The organism is Mesorhizobium sp. LSJC285A00 (assembly GCF_000503155.1).
GTDB lineage: Bacteria > Pseudomonadota > Alphaproteobacteria > Rhizobiales > Rhizobiaceae > Mesorhizobium.
The window spans coordinates 1-19,787 of record NZ_AYVK01000048.1 but is presented as its reverse complement, the minus strand read 5'-3'; the positions used below and the strand labels follow the sequence as shown (position 1 = coordinate 19,787).

At 63.7% G+C, this 19,787-nt stretch carries 11 protein-coding genes and 1 pseudogene; 6 read left to right on the top strand and 6 right to left on the bottom strand.

Annotation, left to right across the window (positions count from 1 at the left end):
• Positions 1 to 56 precede the first annotated feature (56 nt).
• The 5 genes from X726_RS141710 to X726_RS141730 all read left to right on the top strand — a co-directional run bounded on the left by X726_RS141710 (position 57) and on the right by X726_RS141730 (position 14,228).
• Positions 57 to 8,636 carry a glucoamylase family protein gene (locus X726_RS141710; RefSeq protein ID WP_023672898.1) on the top strand — a complete coding sequence of 2,860 codons (8,580 nt, stop codon included), beginning with the start codon at positions 57 to 59 and terminating at the stop codon, positions 8,634 to 8,636.
• 344 nt (positions 8,637 to 8,980) lie between these two features.
• On the top strand, positions 8,981 to 10,753 hold the full coding sequence (locus X726_RS141715) for a glucan ABC transporter ATP-binding protein/ permease (RefSeq protein ID WP_023672897.1): 1,773 nt from the start codon (positions 8,981 to 8,983) through the stop codon (positions 10,751 to 10,753).
• Between the two features lie 170 nt (positions 10,754 to 10,923).
• Positions 10,924 to 11,676 carry a heme ABC transporter permease gene (locus X726_RS141720; protein ID WP_023672896.1) on the top strand — a complete coding sequence of 251 codons (753 nt, stop codon included), beginning with the start codon at positions 10,924 to 10,926 and terminating at the stop codon, positions 11,674 to 11,676.
• A 201-nt stretch (positions 11,677 to 11,877) separates the two neighbouring features.
• On the top strand, positions 11,878 to 12,561 hold the full coding sequence (locus X726_RS141725) for an outer membrane beta-barrel protein (RefSeq protein ID WP_023672895.1): 684 nt from the start codon (positions 11,878 to 11,880) through the stop codon (positions 12,559 to 12,561).
• Positions 12,562 to 12,596: 35 nt separating this feature from the next.
• Positions 12,597 to 14,228 carry a sulfotransferase gene (locus X726_RS141730; protein ID WP_023672894.1) on the top strand — a complete coding sequence of 544 codons (1,632 nt, stop codon included), beginning with the start codon at positions 12,597 to 12,599 and terminating at the stop codon, positions 14,226 to 14,228.
• Between the two features lie 47 nt (positions 14,229 to 14,275).
• Here X726_RS141730 and X726_RS141735 read toward each other — a convergent pair whose 3' ends face one another.
• The 3 genes and pseudogenes from X726_RS141735 to X726_RS141740 all read right to left on the bottom strand — a co-directional run bounded on the left by X726_RS141735 (position 14,276) and on the right by X726_RS141740 (position 15,996).
• Positions 14,276 to 14,572: an addiction module antidote protein gene (locus tag X726_RS141735; protein WP_023672893.1), complete on the bottom strand. Its 297-nt coding sequence runs from the start codon at positions 14,570 to 14,572 to the stop codon at positions 14,276 to 14,278.
• Positions 14,565 to 14,868, bottom strand: a pseudogene (locus tag X726_RS1000000169840) (type II toxin-antitoxin system RelE/ParE family toxin). The gene X726_RS141735 and the pseudogene X726_RS1000000169840 overlap by 8 nt, the downstream one beginning before the upstream one ends.
• A 69-nt stretch (positions 14,869 to 14,937) precedes the next feature.
• Positions 14,938 to 15,996: a D-TA family PLP-dependent enzyme gene (locus X726_RS141740; protein WP_023672892.1), complete on the bottom strand. Its 1,059-nt coding sequence runs from the start codon at positions 15,994 to 15,996 to the stop codon at positions 14,938 to 14,940.
• Positions 15,997 to 16,146: 150 nt separating this feature from the next.
• Here X726_RS141740 and X726_RS141745 point away from each other — a divergent pair, with 150 nt between their 5' ends.
• Entirely contained in the window at positions 16,147 to 16,833 is a 687-nt protein-coding gene (locus X726_RS141745; protein ID WP_023672891.1) for a D-lyxose/D-mannose family sugar isomerase, read from the top strand.
• A gap of 240 nt (positions 16,834 to 17,073) precedes the next feature.
• Here the strand turns inward: X726_RS141745 and X726_RS141750 are convergent, their stop codons facing one another.
• The 3 genes from X726_RS141750 to X726_RS141760 all read right to left on the bottom strand — a co-directional run.
• Positions 17,074 to 17,940: an RDD family protein gene (locus tag X726_RS141750; protein WP_023672890.1), complete on the bottom strand. Its 867-nt coding sequence runs from the start codon at positions 17,938 to 17,940 to the stop codon at positions 17,074 to 17,076.
• Complete coding sequence (locus X726_RS141755; protein ID WP_023672889.1) at positions 17,927 to 18,946, bottom strand: stage II sporulation protein M; 1,020 nt, start codon at positions 18,944 to 18,946, stop codon at positions 17,927 to 17,929. Before X726_RS141755 ends, X726_RS141750 begins: the two co-directional genes overlap by 14 nt.
• Positions 18,943 to 19,787, bottom strand: an 845-nt coding sequence (locus tag X726_RS141760) for a DUF58 domain-containing protein (protein ID WP_023672888.1), incomplete at its 5' end; no start/stop codon positions are given. The genes X726_RS141760 and X726_RS141755, both read right to left, overlap by 4 nt.

Sequence of the window (19,787 nt, the reverse complement as noted above, 5' to 3'; positions counted from 1 at the left end):
TTAGGGACATTGCCGTGGCGGTGGCGCCGCATCGCGTCCCCCATGCGGAATTTTCAATGAATATCCAGACAAATCCTGCCCATATCGAAAAGTCCAGCGCCGGCTTCCCGGTCATCACCGAAGAGCCGATACGCTCCAATTTCCTGCCCGAAGAGCGGCTGCGCGCGCTGGGCGAAAGCCTTGCCAAGGGCGACATCAAGGACCTGTTCGGCCTGACGCCGTTCGATTTCCAGGCCCGCATCCGCGACAGCGCCAAGAAAATCCTCGAAGTCTACCGCTCGACCAATGCCGCCCAGGCCAAGGGCGAAACCATCACGCCTGCCGCCCAATGGCTGCTCGACAACAATTATCTCGTCGAGGAGACCATTTTTCAGGTGAAGCGCGACCTGCCGCGCCGTTTCTACCGGCAGTTGCCGACCCTGAAAGTGGCCGATCGCGCCGCGGTGCCGCGCGCGCTGGCCCTGGCCTGGAGCTATGTCGCCCATTCCGACAGTTCGGTTTCGGCGACCATGTTCAAATCCATCGTCGAGGGTTTTCAGTCGGTCGAGCCGCTCAAGATCGGCGAGCTCTGGGCGCTGCCGTCGCTGCTGCGCTTCGTTTTGATCGAGAATCTGCGCCGCATCGCCGTGCGCGTCGACCGCACCAGGCAGATGCGCCATATCGCCAACGAGGTCGCCGACCGCGTGCTGGCGACCGACGACAATGCAGACCGCCGGAAGATCCTGTCGGGCTACGGCGCGCATGCGCAGGACACCACCTTCGCCACCCAGTTGCTCTACCGCCTGCGCGACGGCTCGCAGAATGCCGGCAGGGCGCTGGAATGGCTGGAGGTCGAGCTCGAGAAAACCGGCTCCGACGCCGAGGAAATCATCATTTCCGAGCATCGCACGCTGTCCAGCGGCAATGTCACCACCGGCAATATCATCCGCGGCCTGCGCCTCATCAACGACGTCGACTGGACGGTGTGGTTCGAGGGCGTCAGCCGCATCGACACGCTGTTGCGCGAGCGCACCGATTTCGCCGCGCTCGATTTCTTTTCGCGCGACCAGTACCGCACGTCGATCGAGCAACTGGCGCGCCGCTCCGACCTGTCCGAATTCCGTGTCGCCGAAAAGGCCATCGAGCTGGCCAGCCATGTTCCCGGGGTCACCGATGCCTCCGGCGTGCCGGATGCATCAGCCGATCCGGCCATGCATACCGATGTCGGCTTCTTCCTGGTCGGCCCGCGCCGGCCGGATCTGGAAAAGGCGATCGGCTATCGGCCGCCCTTCCATGTGACTTTCAAGCGCGCCTTCACCGCCACGGGCTGGCTCGGCATCGTTGTGCCGGTCTTCCTGCTGACGGTGCTGCTGCTGGTTGTCTCCGGCAATGCGCTTGCCCATCTCGGACTGTCGGTGGAATCCATCACGCTGATGCTGGCGCTGTTTGCGGTGCCTGCCAGCGAAGGCGCGCTCGCCTTCTTCAACACCGTTGTTTCACTGTTCCTGAAGCCGACGCGGCTCGTCGGCTATGATTACAAGCACGGCATTCCGGCGGCATCACGCACCTTGGTCGTGGTGCCGTCGCTGATCGGCTCGCGCGATGATGTCGAGGAAAACATCCGCAACATCGAGGTGCATCACCTCGCCAACACGGCCGAAGAAATCCATTTCGCGCTGCTGTCCGACTGGCCGGATTCCAAGACCGAGATCGACGCCGCCGACATCGAGATCCTGCAATATGCGCGCGACGAGATCGCCAGGCTCAATGCCCGTTATCCCTCGGAAGGCGCGCCGCGTTTCTATATCCTGCATCGCCGCCGGCTCTACAACCAGGCGCAGGGCGCCTGGATGGGCTGGGAGCGCAAGCGCGGCAAGCTGCATGAGCTGAACCTTCTCTTGCGCGGCGACAGCGACACCACCTTCCTGCCGCTCGACGTGCCGCTGCCGGAAAAGGTCGTCTATGTCATGACGCTCGACGCCGACACGCGCACCACGCGCGACGCCGTGTCGTCACTGGTCGGCAAGCTCGCCCATCCGCTCAACCGCCCGCATTTTGACGCGACAAAGCGCGTCGTTACCGCCGGCTACACCATTCTGCAGCCGCGCATCACAGCCTCGCTCACCAGCGGCGACGACGCTTCTTTCTTCCAGCGCGTCTTCTCGTCCAACAGCGGTCTCGATCCTTACGTCTTTGCCGTCTCGGATCTCTACCAGGACGTCTTCAGCGACGGCTCCTTCACCGGCAAGGGCCTTTATCACGTCGACGCTTTCGAGGCGGCGCTGCAGGGCCGCATCGAGGAAAACACCGTCCTCAGCCACGATCTGCTCGAAGGTGCGCTGGCGCGCGCAGCACTTGTCACCGACGTCGAACTGGTCGAGGACTATCCTACCCGCTACTCGGTCGACGCCTCGCGCCACCACCGCTGGGCGCGCGGCGACTGGCAGCTGCTGCGCTTCATCTTCTCGCCGCGTTCCGGCGTGCCGGCGCTGTCGCGCTGGAAGATGGTCGACAATCTGCGCCGCTCGCTGACCCCGATCTTCTGGGTGATGGCGGCGATCGCCGGCTGGACGCTGCTGCCCTTCACGCAGGCCGCGCAGTGGCAGGCGCTGCTGATCCTGTCGCTGTTCATGGCGCCGACCTTCGATGTCGTCAACGCCATCCTGCCCAAGAGCGGCGACCAGACGCCGCGCGGCCATTTCTCCGCACTGGCGCACGACACCGTCTTCGGCACGGCCCTTGTGGCGCTGAAAGTGCTGTTGATGGCGCACAATGCCTGGATGATGGGCGACGCCATCGTGCGCACGCTCTACCGCCTGTTCGTCAGCCGCCAGAACCTGCTGGAATGGCGCACCGCGTCGCAGGCGCACAAGGGCGGCGACAACGATATCGGCTCCTATTACAGCATGATGTATGGCGCCGTGATCATCGGCGTCGTCGGTCTCGCTATCCCCGTGCTGGCCGATTCCACCGGTGCCTTCGTCGCCTTCTTCTTCGCTCTGTTCTGGATCGGTTCGCCGGCGGTTGCCTGCTGGATCAGCCGCTCGGCCGAGACCGAGGACCGCCTGCGCATATCGCAAGCCGACATCCACGCGCTGCGCACCGTGGCGCGCCGCACCTGGCATTATTTCGAAACCTTCGTCACGGCCGAGCACCACAATCTGCCGCCCGACAATTTCCAGGAAAGCCCGGCGCCGGTTGTGGCGCCGCGGACGTCGCCGACCAATATCGGCGTCTACCTGCTGTCGGTGGTGTCGGCACGCGATTTCGGCTGGATTGCGCTCTCCGACGCCATCACTCGCATCGACGCCACGATGACGACCATCGAGAGCATGCCGCGCAACCGCGGCCACCTCTTCAACTGGTACGACACCACGACGCTCAAGCCGCTCTATCCGCTCTACATCTCGGCCGTCGACAGCGGCAATCTGGCCGGACATCTGGTCGCGGTGGCGGCGGCCTGTGCCGAGTGGGCGGAAGCCCCGTCCGTTCACCTGCAGGGCGATTTCGAAGGCGTCCTCGACACGGTGAGTATCCTCGACGAGAGCCTCGAGGAATTGCCTGACGACCGCCGGCAACTGCGGCCGTTGCGCCAGCGTCTGGCCGATCGCCTCGATGGCATGCGGCGCGCCGTCATGACCATCAAGGCGCAGCCGGAGATGGCCTCGATCCGCACGATTAACCTGGCCGTGCTTGCCGGCGAGATCCGCAAGCTCGCCACCGCCATCCACACCGAGGCCGGATCGCAGCGGAGCGACATTATCGCCGACTGGGCGGCACGGCTGGAAGCGACCTGCGAGGCGCATGTGCATGACTCGCACAGCGACGAAAACGCCGTCGAAGCCTTGCGCGCCAAGCTGCTGGCGCTGCGCGAACGCTGCCGCCGCTATGCCTTCGAGATGGATTTCTCTTTCCTGATGCGTCAGGAGCGCAAACTGCTGTCAATCGGCTACCGGGTCGAGGAGCATCAGCTCGATGAGAGCTGCTACGATCTGCTCGCCTCCGAGGCGCGGCTGACCAGCCTGTTCGCCATCGCCAAGGGTGACCTGCCCACGGAGCATTGGTTCCGGCTTGGAAGGCCGATCGTCGAGATCGGCTTCCAGGGTGCGCTGATGTCCTGGTCGGGCTCGATGTTCGAGTATCTGATGCCGCCTTTGGTGATGAAGGAGCCGCAGGGATCGATCCTCAACCAGACCAGCAAGCTGATCATCAAGCGCCAGATCCAGTACGCGCGTTCGAAGAACGTGCCCTGGGGTATTTCGGAAGCGGCCTACAATGCCCGCGACCGCGAACTGACCTACCAGTATACCAATTTCGGCGTGCCCGGACTTGGTCTCAAGCGCGGCCTTGGCCAGAACACGGTGATCGCGCCTTACGCCACGATCCTCGCGGCGCAGTTCACACCGCGCGAATCCGTCCAGAATCTGGCCAGGCTGCGCTCCATCGGCGCGCTCGGCCGGCATGGCTTTTATGACGCCGTCGACTTCACGCCGCAGCGCGTGCCGGAAGGCACCGACCATGCCGTTGTCCTGAACTACATGGCGCATCACTCCGGCATGTCGATCGCCGCCGTTGCCGACGCCATCTTCGAGGGCAGGCTGCGCGACCGCTTCCACAGCGATCCGGTGATCGAGTCTGCCGAACTCCTGCTTCAGGAGAGGGCGCCGCGCGACATCCCGACCGCCACGGTCAGGACCGAAGCCGACGAGCGCTCGAAGGACGAGACCGAGGTCGAGAGCCCGGATTCGCGCATCGTCCTCGACCCGCTGAGGGCGTTGCGCGCCACCAGCGTCATGTCCAATGGCCGCTACTCCGTCATGGTCTCGGCCACCGGTTCCGGTTACAGCCGCTGGGGCGAACTCGCCGTCACCCGTTGGCAGCCCGACCCGACCGAAGACCGGCTCGGCTCCTACATCTTCCTGCGCGACGCCGGCAGCGGCGACTGGTGGTCGGCCACCGCAGAGCCGAAGCAGGCGACCGGCGAGAGAGTGCAAACGCTGTTTTCCGACGACAAGGCGAGCTTCGTCAAAACAGTGGGCTCGCTGCGTTCGGAGGTCGAATGCATCGTCATCTCGGAAGGCAATGGCGAGGGACGGCGCGTCACGCTCTACAACGACGGCGCCACTGACCGGCATATCGAGGTGACCTCCTTTGCCGAGCTGGTGCTGGGCAACGAAGCCTCCGACAATGCCCATCCTGCGTTCTCGAAAATGTTTATCGAGACCGAGATCGCTGCCAATAACGGCGCCATCTTTGCCACCAGGCGCAAGCGCGAGAAGAACGAGCCTGACGTCACCATGGTGCATTTCGTCACCGATCCGTCCGGGTCGGCGCGCGATGCCGAGGCCGAAACCGACCGCCGTGCCTTCATCGGCCGTGGCCGTACCATCGCGGAAGCGGCGGCCTTCGATCCCGGCGCCAAGCTTGGCGGTCACCACGGCTTCACCCTCGATCCGGTAGCGGCCCTGCGCCGCCAGGTGCGGGTGCCGGCCAACAAGAAGATATCGCTGACCTTCTGGACCGCCGTCGGCGCCAACCGCGCCGAACTGGACGAGGCCATCGCCAGGCTCGACCATCCCGAAAGTTTTGCTCGCCAGGCGATGCTTGCCTGGACGCGTTCGCAGGTGCAGACCCGCCATCTTGGTCTCAGCCTGACCGACGCCGCCAACGTGCAGAAGCTGGCGCGCTTCCTGATCTATCCCGATCCGTTCCTGCGCCTTCCCGGCGAATCCATCGCTTCGGGGCTGGGCAAGCAGTCCAGCCTGTGGCCGACCAGCATTTCGGGCGATTTCCCGATCTTCCTGGTCCGCATCGGCGACGTGGCCGACCTCGAAATTGTCGCCCAGGCGCTGCGCTTCCAGGAGTATATGCGCGCCCGCGGCATGATGATCGACTTCGTGGTCGTCAACGAGCAGGCATCGTCCTATGTCCAGGACCTGCAGCGCGCGGTCGAGACGCTGTGCGAAAACAGCCGCCTGCGCGGCAAGGAACTCGGGCCGCGCCAGCACATCTTCGCCGTGCGCCGCGACCTGATGGACGAGGCGACGTACAAGACGCTGCTGGCGGTTGCCCGCGTGGTTCTGCACACGCGCAACGGCACCATCTTCGACCAGATCGAACGCGCCGAGGCGGCAGCCTTGCAAGCACGCGATGCCCTGCAGCCGGTGGCCCCCGCGTCGCTGCGCGAGCCGTCTCTGCCGGTGCCGGCGGCGCCTGCATACCATGCCGCGTCCGACAGCAGCGCCGACGGCAGCGGCCTCAGCCAATGGAACGGCTTTGGCGGTTTCGAGGGCGACGGCCGCCACTATGTCACCCGCCTTGCCGGGCGGCGCTCGACGCCGCAGCCCTGGATCAACGTCGTCTCGAACGCCTCGTTCGGATTCCATGTCTCGGCCGAAGGCGCTGCCTTCACCTGGAGCCGCAACAGCCGCGATTACCAGCTGACGCCATGGTCGAACGATCCGGTCACCAACCGGCCGGGCGAGGGCATCTACATCTACGATCAGGCCAGCGGCAAGGCATTCTCGCCGCTGGCTGCCGTGGTCCGCGATCCCTCGATGACCTATGAGACATGGCACGGCCAGGGCTTCTCCACCTTCCGGTCCAAACGCGGCCCGCTGTCGATGGATCTGACGCACGTCGTCGATCCCGTCGATCCAGTGAAGATCACGCGGCTGCGCATCCAGAACTCAGGCTCGGCGCCGGCGCGGCTGCGCGTCTATGCCTATGCCGAATGGGTCCTCGGCAGCCATCGCTCGAGCACGGCTGCGACCATCATCCCGTCCAGGGATCCAGCGACTGGCGCGCTTCTGGCGCAAAACCCCTACGGTCTCGATTTCGGCGACCGGGTGGCCTTCCTGGCCGCCACTGGTCCGGTGCATTCGGTGACAGCCGATCGCGGCGAGTTCATCGGCAGGCATGGCACCAGCGCCTTCCCGCACGCCGTCGTCAGCGGCGCCGGCCTGTCGGGCCGCGTCGAGGCCGGCGACGATCCGTGCGCAGCTGTCGCCAGCGACATCGACATCCCCGCCGGCGGCGACGTCACGCTGGTCTGGCTGCTTGGCGACGCCGCCACATCAGCCGAGGCGAGCGCGTTGGTGCAGACCCATTCGGGCAAGGATTTCGACCAGCGGCTGGCCGACAATGAACGCGTCTGGCGCGGCTTCCTCGACACCATCCAGGTCGAGACGCCCGACAAGGCGCTCGACGCCATGGTCAATCACTGGCTGCCCTATCAGAGCCTGGCCTGCCGCATCCGCGCCCGCTCGGCCTTTTATCAGGCAAGCGGCGCCTTCGGCTTCCGCGACCAGCTGCAGGACACGCTGGCCCTGCTTGCGCATGATCCGAAACTGGCGCGCGACCAGATCCTCAATGCGGCGCGCCGGCAGTTCCCCGAAGGCGATGTCCAGCATTGGTGGTTGCCGCGCACCGACGCCGGCGTGCGCACCATGATCTCCGACGATGTGGTCTGGCTGGCGCATGCCACCAATCGCTACATCGAGGTGACCGGCGATACAGGGATCCTGAAGGAGCAGCTGCCTTTCATCGACGGGCAGGTGCTGGGCGAGGGCGAGCACGACGCCTTCTTCACGCCGGAAATCTCCAAGACGAACGCTTCGCTCTACGACCATTGCGCGCGCGCGCTCGACCTTGCGGTCAAGCGCAGCAGCCCGGCCGGGCTGCCGCTGATCCTCGGCGGCGACTGGAACGACGGCATGAACCGCGTCGGCGAAGCCGGCAAGGGGGAGAGTGTCTGGCTCGGCTGGTTCCTTTTGAAGACGCTGGGCGACTTTACCACCGTGGCCAAGGGGCAGGGCGACACCAAGCGGGCGCAGGCCTGGACAAAACACGCCGATGTGCTGAAGCGGGCGCTGGAAAGCACCGCCTGGGACGGCCAGTGGTATCGCCGCGGCAGCTACGATGACGGCACGCCGCTTGGCTCGCACAATTCGGACGAGTGCAAGATCGACTCCATCGCGCAGTCGTGGAGCGTGCTCTCCGGCGAGGGCGACCCCGCGCGCTCGACCACGGCGATGCAGCAGGCGACGAACCTGCTGGTCGACGACAAGCTCAAGATCGTCAAACTGTTTACCCCGGCCTTCCAGAACACGAGAAAGGACCCTGGTTACATCAAGAGTTATCCGCCGGGCGTGCGCGAGAACGGCGGCCAGTACACCCATGCGGCGACCTGGTTCGTGATCGCGCTCGCCGAAATGGGCCGCACCGACGATGCCTATCGCTGCTTCTCGATGCTGAACCCGGTCAACCATGCGCTCGACGATGCATCGGCCGAGCATTATCGCGTCGAGCCGTACGTCGTCGCCGCCGACATCTATTCCGGTGAGGACAAGGGCGGTCGCGGCGGCTGGACCTGGTATACGGGCTCAGCGGGATGGCTCTACCGTGCTGCGGTCGAAGGCATTCTGGGCATTGAGCGGCGGGGCAAGCAGATCACGTTCCGGCCGAAACTGCCCAGCCATTGGGACGGCTATTCTGCAACGCTGAAGATGCTGGGGGCGGAGGTCAAGGTTCGCGTCATCCGCGACAAAAAGGCCAAATCCATCTCGCTCGAAGTCAATGGAACCAAGACAAAGTCTTCCGGTTTTCAGCCGAAGGCCGGCGACAAGACCGAGGTGGTCGTCAAGATACCCGCGTAAAATCAAGGGCTTCAGATTGTTGACGCGCGCCTTTCGAGGCGCGCGTTTTCTACTTGGGCATGCTCGTGGCGCAGTACGGCGTGCCTTCCCGGATACCGGCGGGCCAAGCGTGCAGTGACTAAAAATGTGGCAGCGCCAGATGCTGCCATGATTTTGCCGCAAGACTGACATTTCACCTTTTATCTCAAACCGTTAGGTGATCACGGCAGATTTCGCAACGTCGTCATCTTTTGTTCGCAGAATGGGAACGGAAGAGGTAGACGGGCATTGTTTTGCGACCCGTTAACCGGTACGTGTCAAGAAATGGTGCGGTGCACAATAATGTTTTGGGCGGAGTAGCTGAAGTGTCACTTCTGCAAATCTACTGGAGAGCGCTGGGTTATCTCGCAGCCGACAGGAAGCGCGTTGCGTTTATCTGCGGTGCGAATGTCGCGCTCGCCATTATCGCCATCCTCGAGCCGATCATGTTCGGCCGGGTGATCGACGCCATCTCCGATAAGGGTTCGGTGTTTTCGACCCTGGCGCTGTGGGCCGGTCTCGGCGCCTTTAACATCGTCGCCTTCGTGCTGGTGGCGCGCGGCGCCGACCGTTTTGCCCACAAGCGGCGCAGCGAGGTGCTGTGCCAGTCGTTCGAGCGCGTGATCACCATGCCGCTCGCCTGGCACCACCAGCGCGGCACCTCCAACGCGCTGCACACGCTGTTGCGCGCCGTCGAGACGCTGTTCAGCCTGTGGCTTGAATTCATGCGCCAGCATCTGTCGACGGCGGTTGCGCTGGCTCTGCTGATTCCGACCGCGATAAGCATGGATCTGCGCATGTCGCTGGTGCTGATGGCGCTGGGCGTTCTCTATGTCGGCATCGGCCGGCTTGTGATGAAGCGCACCAAGGCAGGCCAGGCCGCCGTCGAGCGCCACTATCATCAGGTGTTCGCGCATGTGACCGACTCGGTCAGCAACGTCGCCGTGCTGCAGAGCTACAACCGTCTCGGCCACGAGGCCGATACGCTGCGCCGCTATGTCAAGAACCTGCTCGACGCGCAGAACCCGGTGCTCGACTGGTGGGCGATGGCCAATGCGCTGCACCGCCTGTCGTCGACCATTTCGATGATGGTTGTGCTTTTGATCGGCGCCTATCTGGTCACCCATGGCCAGCTCAAGATCGGCGACGTCATCGCCTTCACCGGCTTTGCCACGCTGCTGATTGCCCGCCTCGACCAGATGTCGGCTTTCGCCAACCAGATTTCCGAAGCCCGCGCCAAGCTCGAGGACTTCTATCACCTCGAGGATTCGGCCGCCGACTCCGCCGAGCCGGACGGCTTGCGCGACCTCACCAACGTCACCGGCCATGTCCGCTTCGAGAATGTCGGCTTCGAGTTTGCCAATTCGCGGCAGGGCGTCGACGACGTCTCCTTCGAGGTCCAGGCCGGGCAGACGGTTGCCATCGTCGGCCCGACCGGCGCCGGCAAGACGACGCTGATCAACCTCTTGCAGCGCGTCTTCTCGCCGTCTCATGGCCGTATCCTGATCGACGGCATCGACACCCGCACGGTGACCCGCAAGTCGCTGCGTCATTCGATCGCCACCGTCTTCCAGGATGCCGGCCTGCTCAACCGCTCGATCGAGGACAACATCCGCGTCGGTCGTGCCGAGGCGACTTATGACGAGGTTCACGCCGCCGCCAACGCGGCTGCCGCGCAGGATTTCATCCTTGCCAAGAGCGCCGGTTACGACACCGTCGTTGGCGAGCGCGGCGGCCAGCTTTCGGGCGGCGAGCGTCAGCGCATCGCCATTGCCCGCGCCGTGCTCAAGGACGCACCGATCCTGGTGCTCGACGAGGCGACGAGCGCGCTCGACGTCGAGACCGAGGACCGCGTCAAGGAAGCCATCGACGAACTGAGGCGCAACCGCACCACCTTCATCATCGCCCACCGCCTGACCACCGTTCGCGACGCCGACCTGGTCGTGTTCATGGACAAGGGCAAGGTGGTCGAGATGGGCGGCTTCGCCGAACTGTCGCTGCGCAATGGCCGTTTCGCCAGCCTGTTGCGCGCCGGCGGCCTGCTCAACGACGAGGAAGTCCGCCGTCTCAGCCGCACGGTGAATATCGAAGCGGCGTAGGCTTTTTTACCTCCCCCATGTGGGGAGGTCGGACCCGTAGGGTCCGGGTGGAGGTAGTGCCCCACCACCCCCACCCCGCTGCTTTGCAGCGACCTCCCCACAAGGGAGAGGGTAAGCACTGCGACAACCGCTCGATTGCCCCGAACGCGCCGCCGGTCTATCTAGACCTTATGAGCGACACCTCCTCACGCCTCGCCGGCTGGACCGACCTCGCCAACCCGACGCGCTTTGTCGGGCTGGCCGACAGGCTGGTGCCGTGGCTGGCGTCGATCGCCGCGATCCTGCTAGCCATCGGTCTCTATATGAGCTTTGCCGCGCCTGAGGATTTCCAGCAGGGCATCACGGTGCGCATCATGTACATCCACGTGCCTTTCGCCTGGCTCGCCATGATGTGCTACACGGTGATGGCGGTCGCCGCGCTCGGTACGCTGGTCTGGCGCCATCCGCTGGCCGACGTCGCGCTGAAATCTGCAGCCCCGATCGGCGCCACCTTCACCGCGCTTGCGCTGGTCACCGGCTCCATCTGGGGCAAGCCGATGTGGGGCACCTGGTGGGTGTGGGATGCCCGCCTGACCTCAGTCTTCATCCTCTTCCTGATGTATCTCGGCATCATCGCGCTGACGCGCGCGCTGGATGACGCCAGCCGTGCCGCCTGGGCCGCCGCCATCATCACGCTGGTCGGCTTCATCAACATCCCGATCATCAAATTCTCGGTCGACTGGTGGAACACGCTGCACCAGCCGGCCTCGGTGTTCCGGCTCGGCGGACCGACGATCGATCCCAGCCTGCTATGGCCGCTGCTGGTGATGGCGCTCGGCTTCACCGTGCTGTTCTTCGCGCTGCACCTGACGGTGATGCGCACCGAGATCCGCCGCCGGCGGGTGATCTCCATGCGCAGGGTGGCGGCAAGGCAGGCCGACTAGCGCGATTTCAAACGGAAGGGACAGCCATGCGCCTGCCGCCAGAAACATTAGCATGTGCTGCTATGTTGCGGTGCGGCAACAAGAATTCTCAAAAGATCGTTCCCGACCTCGCTTTGCTCCTTGATCTCGTTTGCGTTCTTGACAGCTCGGCCGCCAAGCAAGAGTGATATTAGTCACTAGTTGTTGCGAGGGGATTCGACGATGAAACTGTGCCTGCTGGCTGGCGTTTCGACATTTGCATTGGCGCTTGGCTGGAGTTCGGCCTACGCCGCAGACGCGCTTGTCGACGTGCCGAGGGCGGAGGATCTCTGGTACGTCACGCTCTTCGGCGGCGCCAGCTTTGCCAACAATGTGAAGACGGACTACGATAGTGGTCGGTATTCCGTGGATCTTGACAGTGGGTTCGTGATCGGCGGCGCTGTCGGTCGGCGGATCAACGACACGTTCCGCGTGGAAGGCGAACTGTCCTACGCGCGCTACAAGGCAAGCGAGTACAGCTTCAGCTTCCCTCCTGCCGACCAAGGTTCCGGCCCAGCTTCCGGCAATCTGTCGGCCACCTATCTTCTCGCCAACGTCTGGGCCGATGTTGCGCATTTTGGTGATGCCAAACTCTATGTCGGCGGCGGTCTCGGCGCGGCCTATGTTACCGCCGATACTCATTTTGATGGCCACGCCTATGGATACGGGCCTGGCGGCTGGGGTTTCGCCGGCCAGGTGGGCGCCGGTGTTACCTACGCGGTAACGCAGAATGTCGACCTCGATTTCGGTTACCGCTTCAAGGCCGTGACAAGCGTGGATCTAGACGACAATGATGGCGGCGGCACATACGAGAACGCCAAATTGTACTCCCACAATCTCCAGCTTGGCGTTACCCTGAAGTTCTGATTGGTTCGTCGCAGGTCGCGACCGGGATCTGACGGATGCCGCTCTTGCCACGCCGGCAACCCCTGGGTCTGCCGGCAATGATCTCAGCCTCGCTGCCGACCGCCGGTGAGCCGGCGGAAAAGACATTGCAGCGCGGCATCGACCTGCAACGGCGCAAGCGTTTTCGCGAGGCCGAGTTCTGCTACCAGACGGTGCTTCGCACGCAGCCCAAAAATGCCATGGCGCTGAACCTGATGGGCACGCTCGCCATCGAGGCCGAGCATCATGACGCCGCCATTGCCTATATGGAAAGGGCGGTCAAGCTCGAACCGGACAACGCCATCTTCCGCAACAATCTCGGCAATGCCTACAATGTCACCGGCAACGTCGACAAGGCGCGCAGACATCTGAGAAAGGCGATCGAGCTCGACGGAGGGCTCATCGAAGCGCTGTGCAATCTCGGCCGCTCCTATCGTAGCCAGCTCGAGGGCGACATTGCCGAAGGGTTCTATCGCCAGGCGCTGGCTATCGACGGCCAGTCGGTGATGGCACTTGCCGGTATGGGCGATTTGCTCACCGACATTGGCCGGCCGGCCGAGGCGGTCGAATGCTTCAGCAAGGCCCTTGCCATCGACCCGGGCCATGTCGAGGCGCTGGCTGGAATGGCGCTTGCGCGCCGGGCGGTCAAGGACGATCCGACGTTGCCTTTGGTGCTGAAACGCCTGGAATTGCCGACAACCACCGATCGCGAGCGGGTAGTGCTGCACCACGCCGCCGGCAAGATGCTCAATGATCAGCGCGAGTATAGCCCGGCCATCCGCCATTTCGCGAGGGCCAAGGCGATTTCCGGCAATGATTTCGACATCGACCGGCACACCCAGCTTTACGACAGCTTCATCGACACTTTCGACGCCGGCTTCTTCGAGGCGCGAGCCAATTTGGGAAATCCATCCAGACGCCCGGTCTTCATCGTCGGCATGCCACGGTCGGGAACGACGCTGACCGAGCAGATATGCGCCAGTCATCGCGATATCCATGGCGCCGGGGAGTTGTCGACCATGCGTTCACTTGCCGGCGAACTTGGGTTCGACAAGCTCGACCCAGCCATTTTCACCAAGGCCATGGCGGCGCTCACTGCAGCCAAGGCCAAGGAGCTTGGATCGAAATATCTCGACGATCTCAAAAAGCGCAACAACACGGTGCGGCTTGTCGTCGACAAGATGCCGCATAATTTCGAGCTGCTGGCCTTCATCAGCCTGATCTTGCCGAATGCCCGCATCATCCATTGCCGGCGTGACCCGATGGACAATTGCGCGTCCTGTTTCATGCATAATTTTTCCGAGGCGCACGGCTATAATGCCGATCTGACCAAGCTTGGGCAGTATTACCGGCAGTATGACCGCCTGATGCGCCATTGGGCCAAGGTCATCCCGCTGGATATCCACGACATGCCCTACGAAGAAACGGTCGCCGATTTCGAAAATCGCGCCCGCGGATTGATCGGATTCCTCGGCATCGAGTGGGACGATGCCTGCTTGCGTTTCAACGAAACCGAGCGCACGGTGCGGACGCCGAGCCGCTGGCAGGTGCGCCAGCCGATCTATTCATCCTCGGTCGAGCGCTGGAAGCTGTATGGCGACGCGCTGGATCCGCTGAAGGCGGCGCTGGGTCCGGTTTATCAGTCCTGATTTCAGTTGGCCCGAACAACCTCGCGCTCGACGCGCGCTGGCGTAGATTAGACCTGAGTTGCATCGTGCTTTGGGGCCAAATGAAAGCCGAATGCTTTCATGACCGCCAGTGTGGTTTCCAGCGTAGGATTACCGTTTTCGCTGAGCGAGGTATAAAGATGCTCGCGAGCCAAGCCGGTCTTTCTGGCAATGTTGCTCATCCCCTTGGCGCGGGCAACGACACCGAGGGCGGACGCGACGAATTTGGCGTCTCCGGTTTCCATTGCCTCTGCCAGAAACGCCTCGATTGCCGTATCGGAATCGAGCATTTCGGCGGGATCGAAATCATAGATTTTTTCAACCATTGTCGTCACTCCATTCTACGGCCAGGCGCTTGCTGTCCGTATGTCGGTTTCTTGTGAACTTTTATCCCCGCCGCACAGGAGCAGGATGACCGTTTCACCGCGCTTGTGAAATAAACGCGATAGCCGGGCCCACAGTGAATGCGCAATTCACTGATGCCTTCACCCACTGGGGCCACGTCGCCGGGATTTCCTACAATCAAACGTTGCAGCCGAACGGCAATTGCCGCCTTGGCTCTTCCGTCTTTCAGCTTTTGGTGCCACCTCCGAAAGGTGGCTGTCTGCTTCAGGATTGCCATGGGGGCTAGTAAGTTATAAATTACAATTCGTCAATGTCGAAATAGGGCGAGCCTCCAAAACGAAAAGCCTCACCCCATCCGCCCACGCGCTTCCACCTTCAGCGTTTCCAGCACCTTGTCACCGTCGATCAGATGCACCTGGTCGAACAGGTTGGTCACGACGCAGCAATGATCAGGCACCACGCGCACGCGCTCGCCAATGCGAAGCTTCGCACCATTTCCAAGCGTGACCGTGCCATGTTCCTCGCTCAAGCTGGTGACGCGGGCGCCGGGCATGCCGAGCAGCTCGCCAAAATCGGCGAGCCCCAGCGTGTCGCTGGACAGCGCCTTGCTGCCGCTGTCCAGGATGGCGCGGGCCGGCGTCGGATGGCTGACCACGGTGGCGAGCACCGTCAGCGCACAATCGTCGAGCGTGCCGACGCCTTTGGCGACCTGGTAGCGGTCGAGGTAGATGTAGGTGCCGGGGCGGTATTCGGTCACCACGCTGTCCTCGCCCGAGCGCCACATGTCAGGCGTGCCGCCGCTGGAGATGCGTTCACAGGCGAGACCCGAGGCCGCGAGCGTTTGTTTGGCGCCGGCCAGCCACGATTCAGCCTCGGCGGCGCGGCCGGCCGCGGGGTAGGTCATCAGCCCGCCGAAGGTGAGCCCCTTGGCTTGGTCGATCAACTTCGCCAGTGCCAGCGCCTCGGCGGCGCTTTGCACACCACAACGGCCCATGCCGGTGTCGCATTCGACCAGGACGGGCAGGGGGTGCCCTGCATCGGTGAAGGTGGCGGCGAGCCCCTCCAGCGTTTCGAGGCTGTCGGCCGTCACTGACAGTGTCACGCGGCCATGCAGCGCCTTGAGGCGCTCCAGCTTGGCGCGGCCAAGGATGTTGTAGGGCAGGAAAATATCGGTCAGCCCGGCATCGGCCATCACTTCGGCCTCGCCGATCTTCTGGCAGGTGATGCCGACCGCGCCGGCCGCCATCTGCTTCTTCGCCCAATAAGGCAGTTTGTGCGTCTTGATGTGCGGCCTGAGTTTCAGCCCGTGGCGGTCGGCATGCGCCTGCGCTCGTGTGATGTTGGCTTCGGCGCGGGCCGCGTCGATGAGGATCGCCGGCGTGTCGAGGTCGTCTATGCCTTGCATGAATGTCACCCTGGGAAATCTGGCTGGACTTATGGCCCCGATCCGCATGGATGTCATGGGGCCAGCATGCAGTTTGCGTCGACACCGCAGCGCTGTTCGGCTATGCGCTTCAGATAACTCCAGGGAACGCGACGCGAAGGGATCACGATCATGAAACGCTCCACCGTCAACGACATCATCCGCGATGCAGACGCCTTCATCCGCTCGTTCGGCTACATCATGCCGCCCTTCGCCTACTGGAGCCCGGAAGAGATGAAGGCGCGCAAGGCCGACTCCGGCGCCATTTTCACCTCGCGGCTCGGTTGGGACATCACCGATTACGGCCAGGAAAAATTCGACGAACTCGGCCTGTTCCTGTTCACCGTTCGCAACGGCGTCTACGCCGACATGAAGAAGGGCATGGGCATGCTCTATGCCGAGAAGATCATGATCTCGCGCAAGGATCAGCTGTCGCCGATGCACCGCCACAACATCAAGGCCGAGGACATCATCAACCGCGGCGGCGGGAAGCTGGTGCTCGAACTGTTCATGCACGATCGCGACGGCGGCATCGATCCGAAGGCCGAAGTGTCGGTGCCGGTCGACGGCACCATCCACAGGCTGCCGGCAGGCGGGCTGCTGAAGCTCGACCCGGGCCAGAGCGTGACGCTGATGCCCGGCGTCTGGCACGCCTTCTGGGCCGAGGGCAAGGATGTGCTGATCGGCGAGGTCTCGACCGTCAATGACGACCTTACCGACAACGTCTTCCGCGAGCCGATCGGCCGCTTCTCCAACATCGACGAGGACGTCGCCCCGGTGCACCTGCTGGTGTCCGACTACGAGAAGTGGGTGGGGTAGGCGAGAGGCACTCCATATCCATCGGCTGGTGCTGCCCCTCATCTGCCTGCCGGCATCTTCTCCCCGTATAGTGACGGGGAGAAGGGGCTGACCGCAAACCTCGGCGTCCATTCTGCCGAGCTGGCAAAATCCTCGGCAACAGCCTCTTTCTCCCCGTCACTACGGGGCGAAATGCCCGGCAGGGCAATGAGGGGCGGCGCCGACGGTTGGACTCACCCATCGCAGCAGTGGGCCCTCTTTCTACCGCTGGTACTTATCCGCCTTGCGCGTCCCCAGCAAAAGCTTGCGCTCAAGCTGTGCCCGCAGCTCGCCATAATAGGCGGTGAGGAAGGCCCTGGAATCGACCGGCTCGATTGTCATGCCGATTTTGCGCCCGATCGTCTCGGCCACGGCTTTCAGGGCGAAATAGTCGTCGCGGCGCAGCACCTCTTCCAGCTTGTGCAGTTCGGCGATGCCATAGGCATCGAGCTGCGCCTGGGTGAAGCGGAAGGCGCGGGTGGTGGTGTCCTGGCGTTGCGACAGGTCTTCGACCAGCGCCAGTTTCGGCGCCTCGACCACCCAGGTTCCGGCCAACAGGTCGCCGACGCGCATGCGGTCGCGGTTGAACAGCGGGAAGAGCGCAAACAGCAGCGTCCACACCAGTCCGAAGATCGTCGTCAGCGTGTCGGCGAGCCCCATCTCGCTGCGGCCGAGGATGATCGATAGCGGCAGGAAGATCTCGATCTCGCGCATCAGGTTGCGGGCAATGACCTGATCGACCGACAGGCCGGCGCCGCTGCGCGATGCCACCCGGATGCCGAGCATCCGTTTGCCGGGTGTGGCGGCGCGGCGGCCGGCTTCGAAGACGATGAAATAGGCGTTGCGCAGGAAGAAGATCAGGATGATCCAGACGATGAACAGCGGCTGCGCGCCTTCGCCTTTGAGGCCGGCCAGCCCGAACAGTGCGACGATCGAGATCACGATCGCCGTGACGATGATGATGACAAAGTCGAGCAGGAAGGCGGCGGCGCGGGTGCCGGCATCGGCGAGCTTGATCCGGAGATCGACGCCTTCCGGCGTGACCAGCGGCCGTATTGTCGAGACGGCAGCACGCCTAGCGGTTGCCATGCCGCACCACCCTGAACACATAGAAATAGCAAAGCCACAGCGTCAGCATGACGCCGCCAATGGCATAGCGTGTCACGTCGCTGGTGATCACCTGCCTGCCGATGCCTTCGAGCAGGCCGGCAAACAAAAGCATGATCGTCACCCCGACCATGGTGGTGGCGGCCACGCGCCCGGCATAGGCAGCAGCCGTCATCCGCGTCAGTTCGCCGGGGAAGGCGATGCGCGTGCCGATGCGCATGCCGGCGGCGCCCGCCAAGGCGATCGCGAAGATCTCGGTGGTGCCATGGATGGACAGCCAGCCGCCCAGCTCCAGCCCGAGCCCCTTGGCGATGTAGATCTGGAACATCGCGCCAAGCAGGCAGCCATTCATCAGGATCAGGAGCACGCTCGGCACCGCGAAGGCAAAGCCGAGCGCGAAGGCAAGGATCGCCACCTGGACATTGTGCGTGAACAGATAGGCGGCGAAGCCCGACAGGAAATTGCTGTCGGCGCCGTCATAAAGCACCTGTCGCAGGACTTCGACTGAGGCATCCGGGTTGCGCCCGCCGGCCAGGCTCGGCGGAATGATGGCGTCGAACCAGCCCTTGTCTTTGGCCACCAGCCAGTAGCCGGCGCCGGCGCCGACAAAGGTCAGGACGACCGACAGCAAGGTCTCGCGCCACAAATCGCGAATGGCATGCGGCCAGTCATGCAGAAAGAAATCGCCGATGCGCTGCCGCAAGCCGCGACGCGCGCCATAGAGGTAGAAGTAGCCGCGCAGGCACAGCGCTTCGAGATAGCTGACCAGCGCATTGTCGAGCGACGTCGCCCGCGCCACCGAAAGCGAGGACAGCGCCGAGCGGTAGAGCAGCGGCAGCGACAAAAGCTCGTCTTCCGACAGCGTGCGCGGCGCACGTTTCTCGACCCGGGCAAGCAGCGCCTCGAACGCCTTCCAGTCGGCCTCGCGCTCCGAACGGAAGCTCGCCAGCGACTGGCGCACCGCATCCTTGCCGACCAGCGCGTTCACAACAGATCCTCTCGCTTGAGTTCGAGATAGCGCTCGACCAGTGCCGGCCCGAGCCTCTGATGGTCGGCTTCGATGACATGCGCGCCGAGCAGCCTGAGCCTGCCGATGACGACCTGCCTTTCGCGCAGCAGCCCGCCGGCGACAACCGAGCGCGCCACATCCTCCGGTGCGTCCGGCGGCATGTCGGCCAGTGTCTCCAGTTCGACATCCTTCATCATCATGAACAGCACCAGATGCCGTTCGGTGAGCCGGCCGACCGTGCGCAGCATCAGTTCGGCGCTGATCGGATCGACGAAGTCGGTGAAGATGATCACCAGCGAACGCCGGTCGAGCCGCGCCGCCAGCGTCGTCAGCGCCAAAGTGAAATTGGTCTCTTCGGTGGAATAGTCGATTTCCGCGGCCCGCTTCTGGATCATGGCGAAGCTGGCGGAGCCGCGCACGGCGCCGCTGGAAACGCGCGGCCTCGCGTCGAAGCCGAACAGGGAGACCATGTCGCCGCCCTTCAGCGCAATGAACGCCGACAGCAAGGCTGCGGTGACGGCGCGGTCGACCTTCGGCACGCCGCCGACGGGCTCGCACATCAGCCGGCCGCTATCGATGGCCAGCACGATGTTGTTGTTCTCCTCGATGCGGAATTCGCGCGCCAGAAGCCTGCCGTGGCGGGCGCTGCGCTTCCAGTCGATCATGCGCCGGCCCATGCCGGGCTGGTAGTCCTTGAGCGCCTCGAATTCGCGGCCCTGGCCGGCGCGGCGCTGCGCATGGCCGTCGGGCAGCGCCTGGCGCTGCAGAAGCGTGATCGCCTCGTCGCGGGCGCTGCTGACGTTGGGCAGCACCGCCACCT

Excerpts from the sequence above, each read along its gene's own strand:
- X726_RS141740 (WP_023672892.1), bottom strand. The coding sequence starts at position 15,996 with ATGCAAGGCATAGACGACCTCGACACGCCGGCGATCCTCATCGACGCG.
- X726_RS141725 (WP_023672895.1), top strand. The coding sequence starts at position 11,878 with ATGAAACTGTGCCTGCTGGCTGGCGTTTCGACATTTGCATTGGCGCTT.
- X726_RS141730 (WP_023672894.1), top strand. The coding sequence starts at position 12,597 with ATGCCGCTCTTGCCACGCCGGCAACCCCTGGGTCTGCCGGCAATGATC.
- X726_RS141720 (WP_023672896.1), top strand. The coding sequence starts at position 10,924 with ATGAGCGACACCTCCTCACGCCTCGCCGGCTGGACCGACCTCGCCAAC.
- X726_RS141735 (WP_023672893.1), bottom strand. The coding sequence starts at position 14,572 with ATGGTTGAAAAAATCTATGATTTCGATCCCGCCGAAATGCTCGATTCC.
- X726_RS141745 (WP_023672891.1), top strand. The coding sequence starts at position 16,147 with ATGAAACGCTCCACCGTCAACGACATCATCCGCGATGCAGACGCCTTC.
- X726_RS141750 (WP_023672890.1), bottom strand. The coding sequence starts at position 17,940 with ATGGCAACCGCTAGGCGTGCTGCCGTCTCGACAATACGGCCGCTGGTC.
- X726_RS141710 (WP_023672898.1), top strand. The coding sequence starts at position 57 with ATGAATATCCAGACAAATCCTGCCCATATCGAAAAGTCCAGCGCCGGC.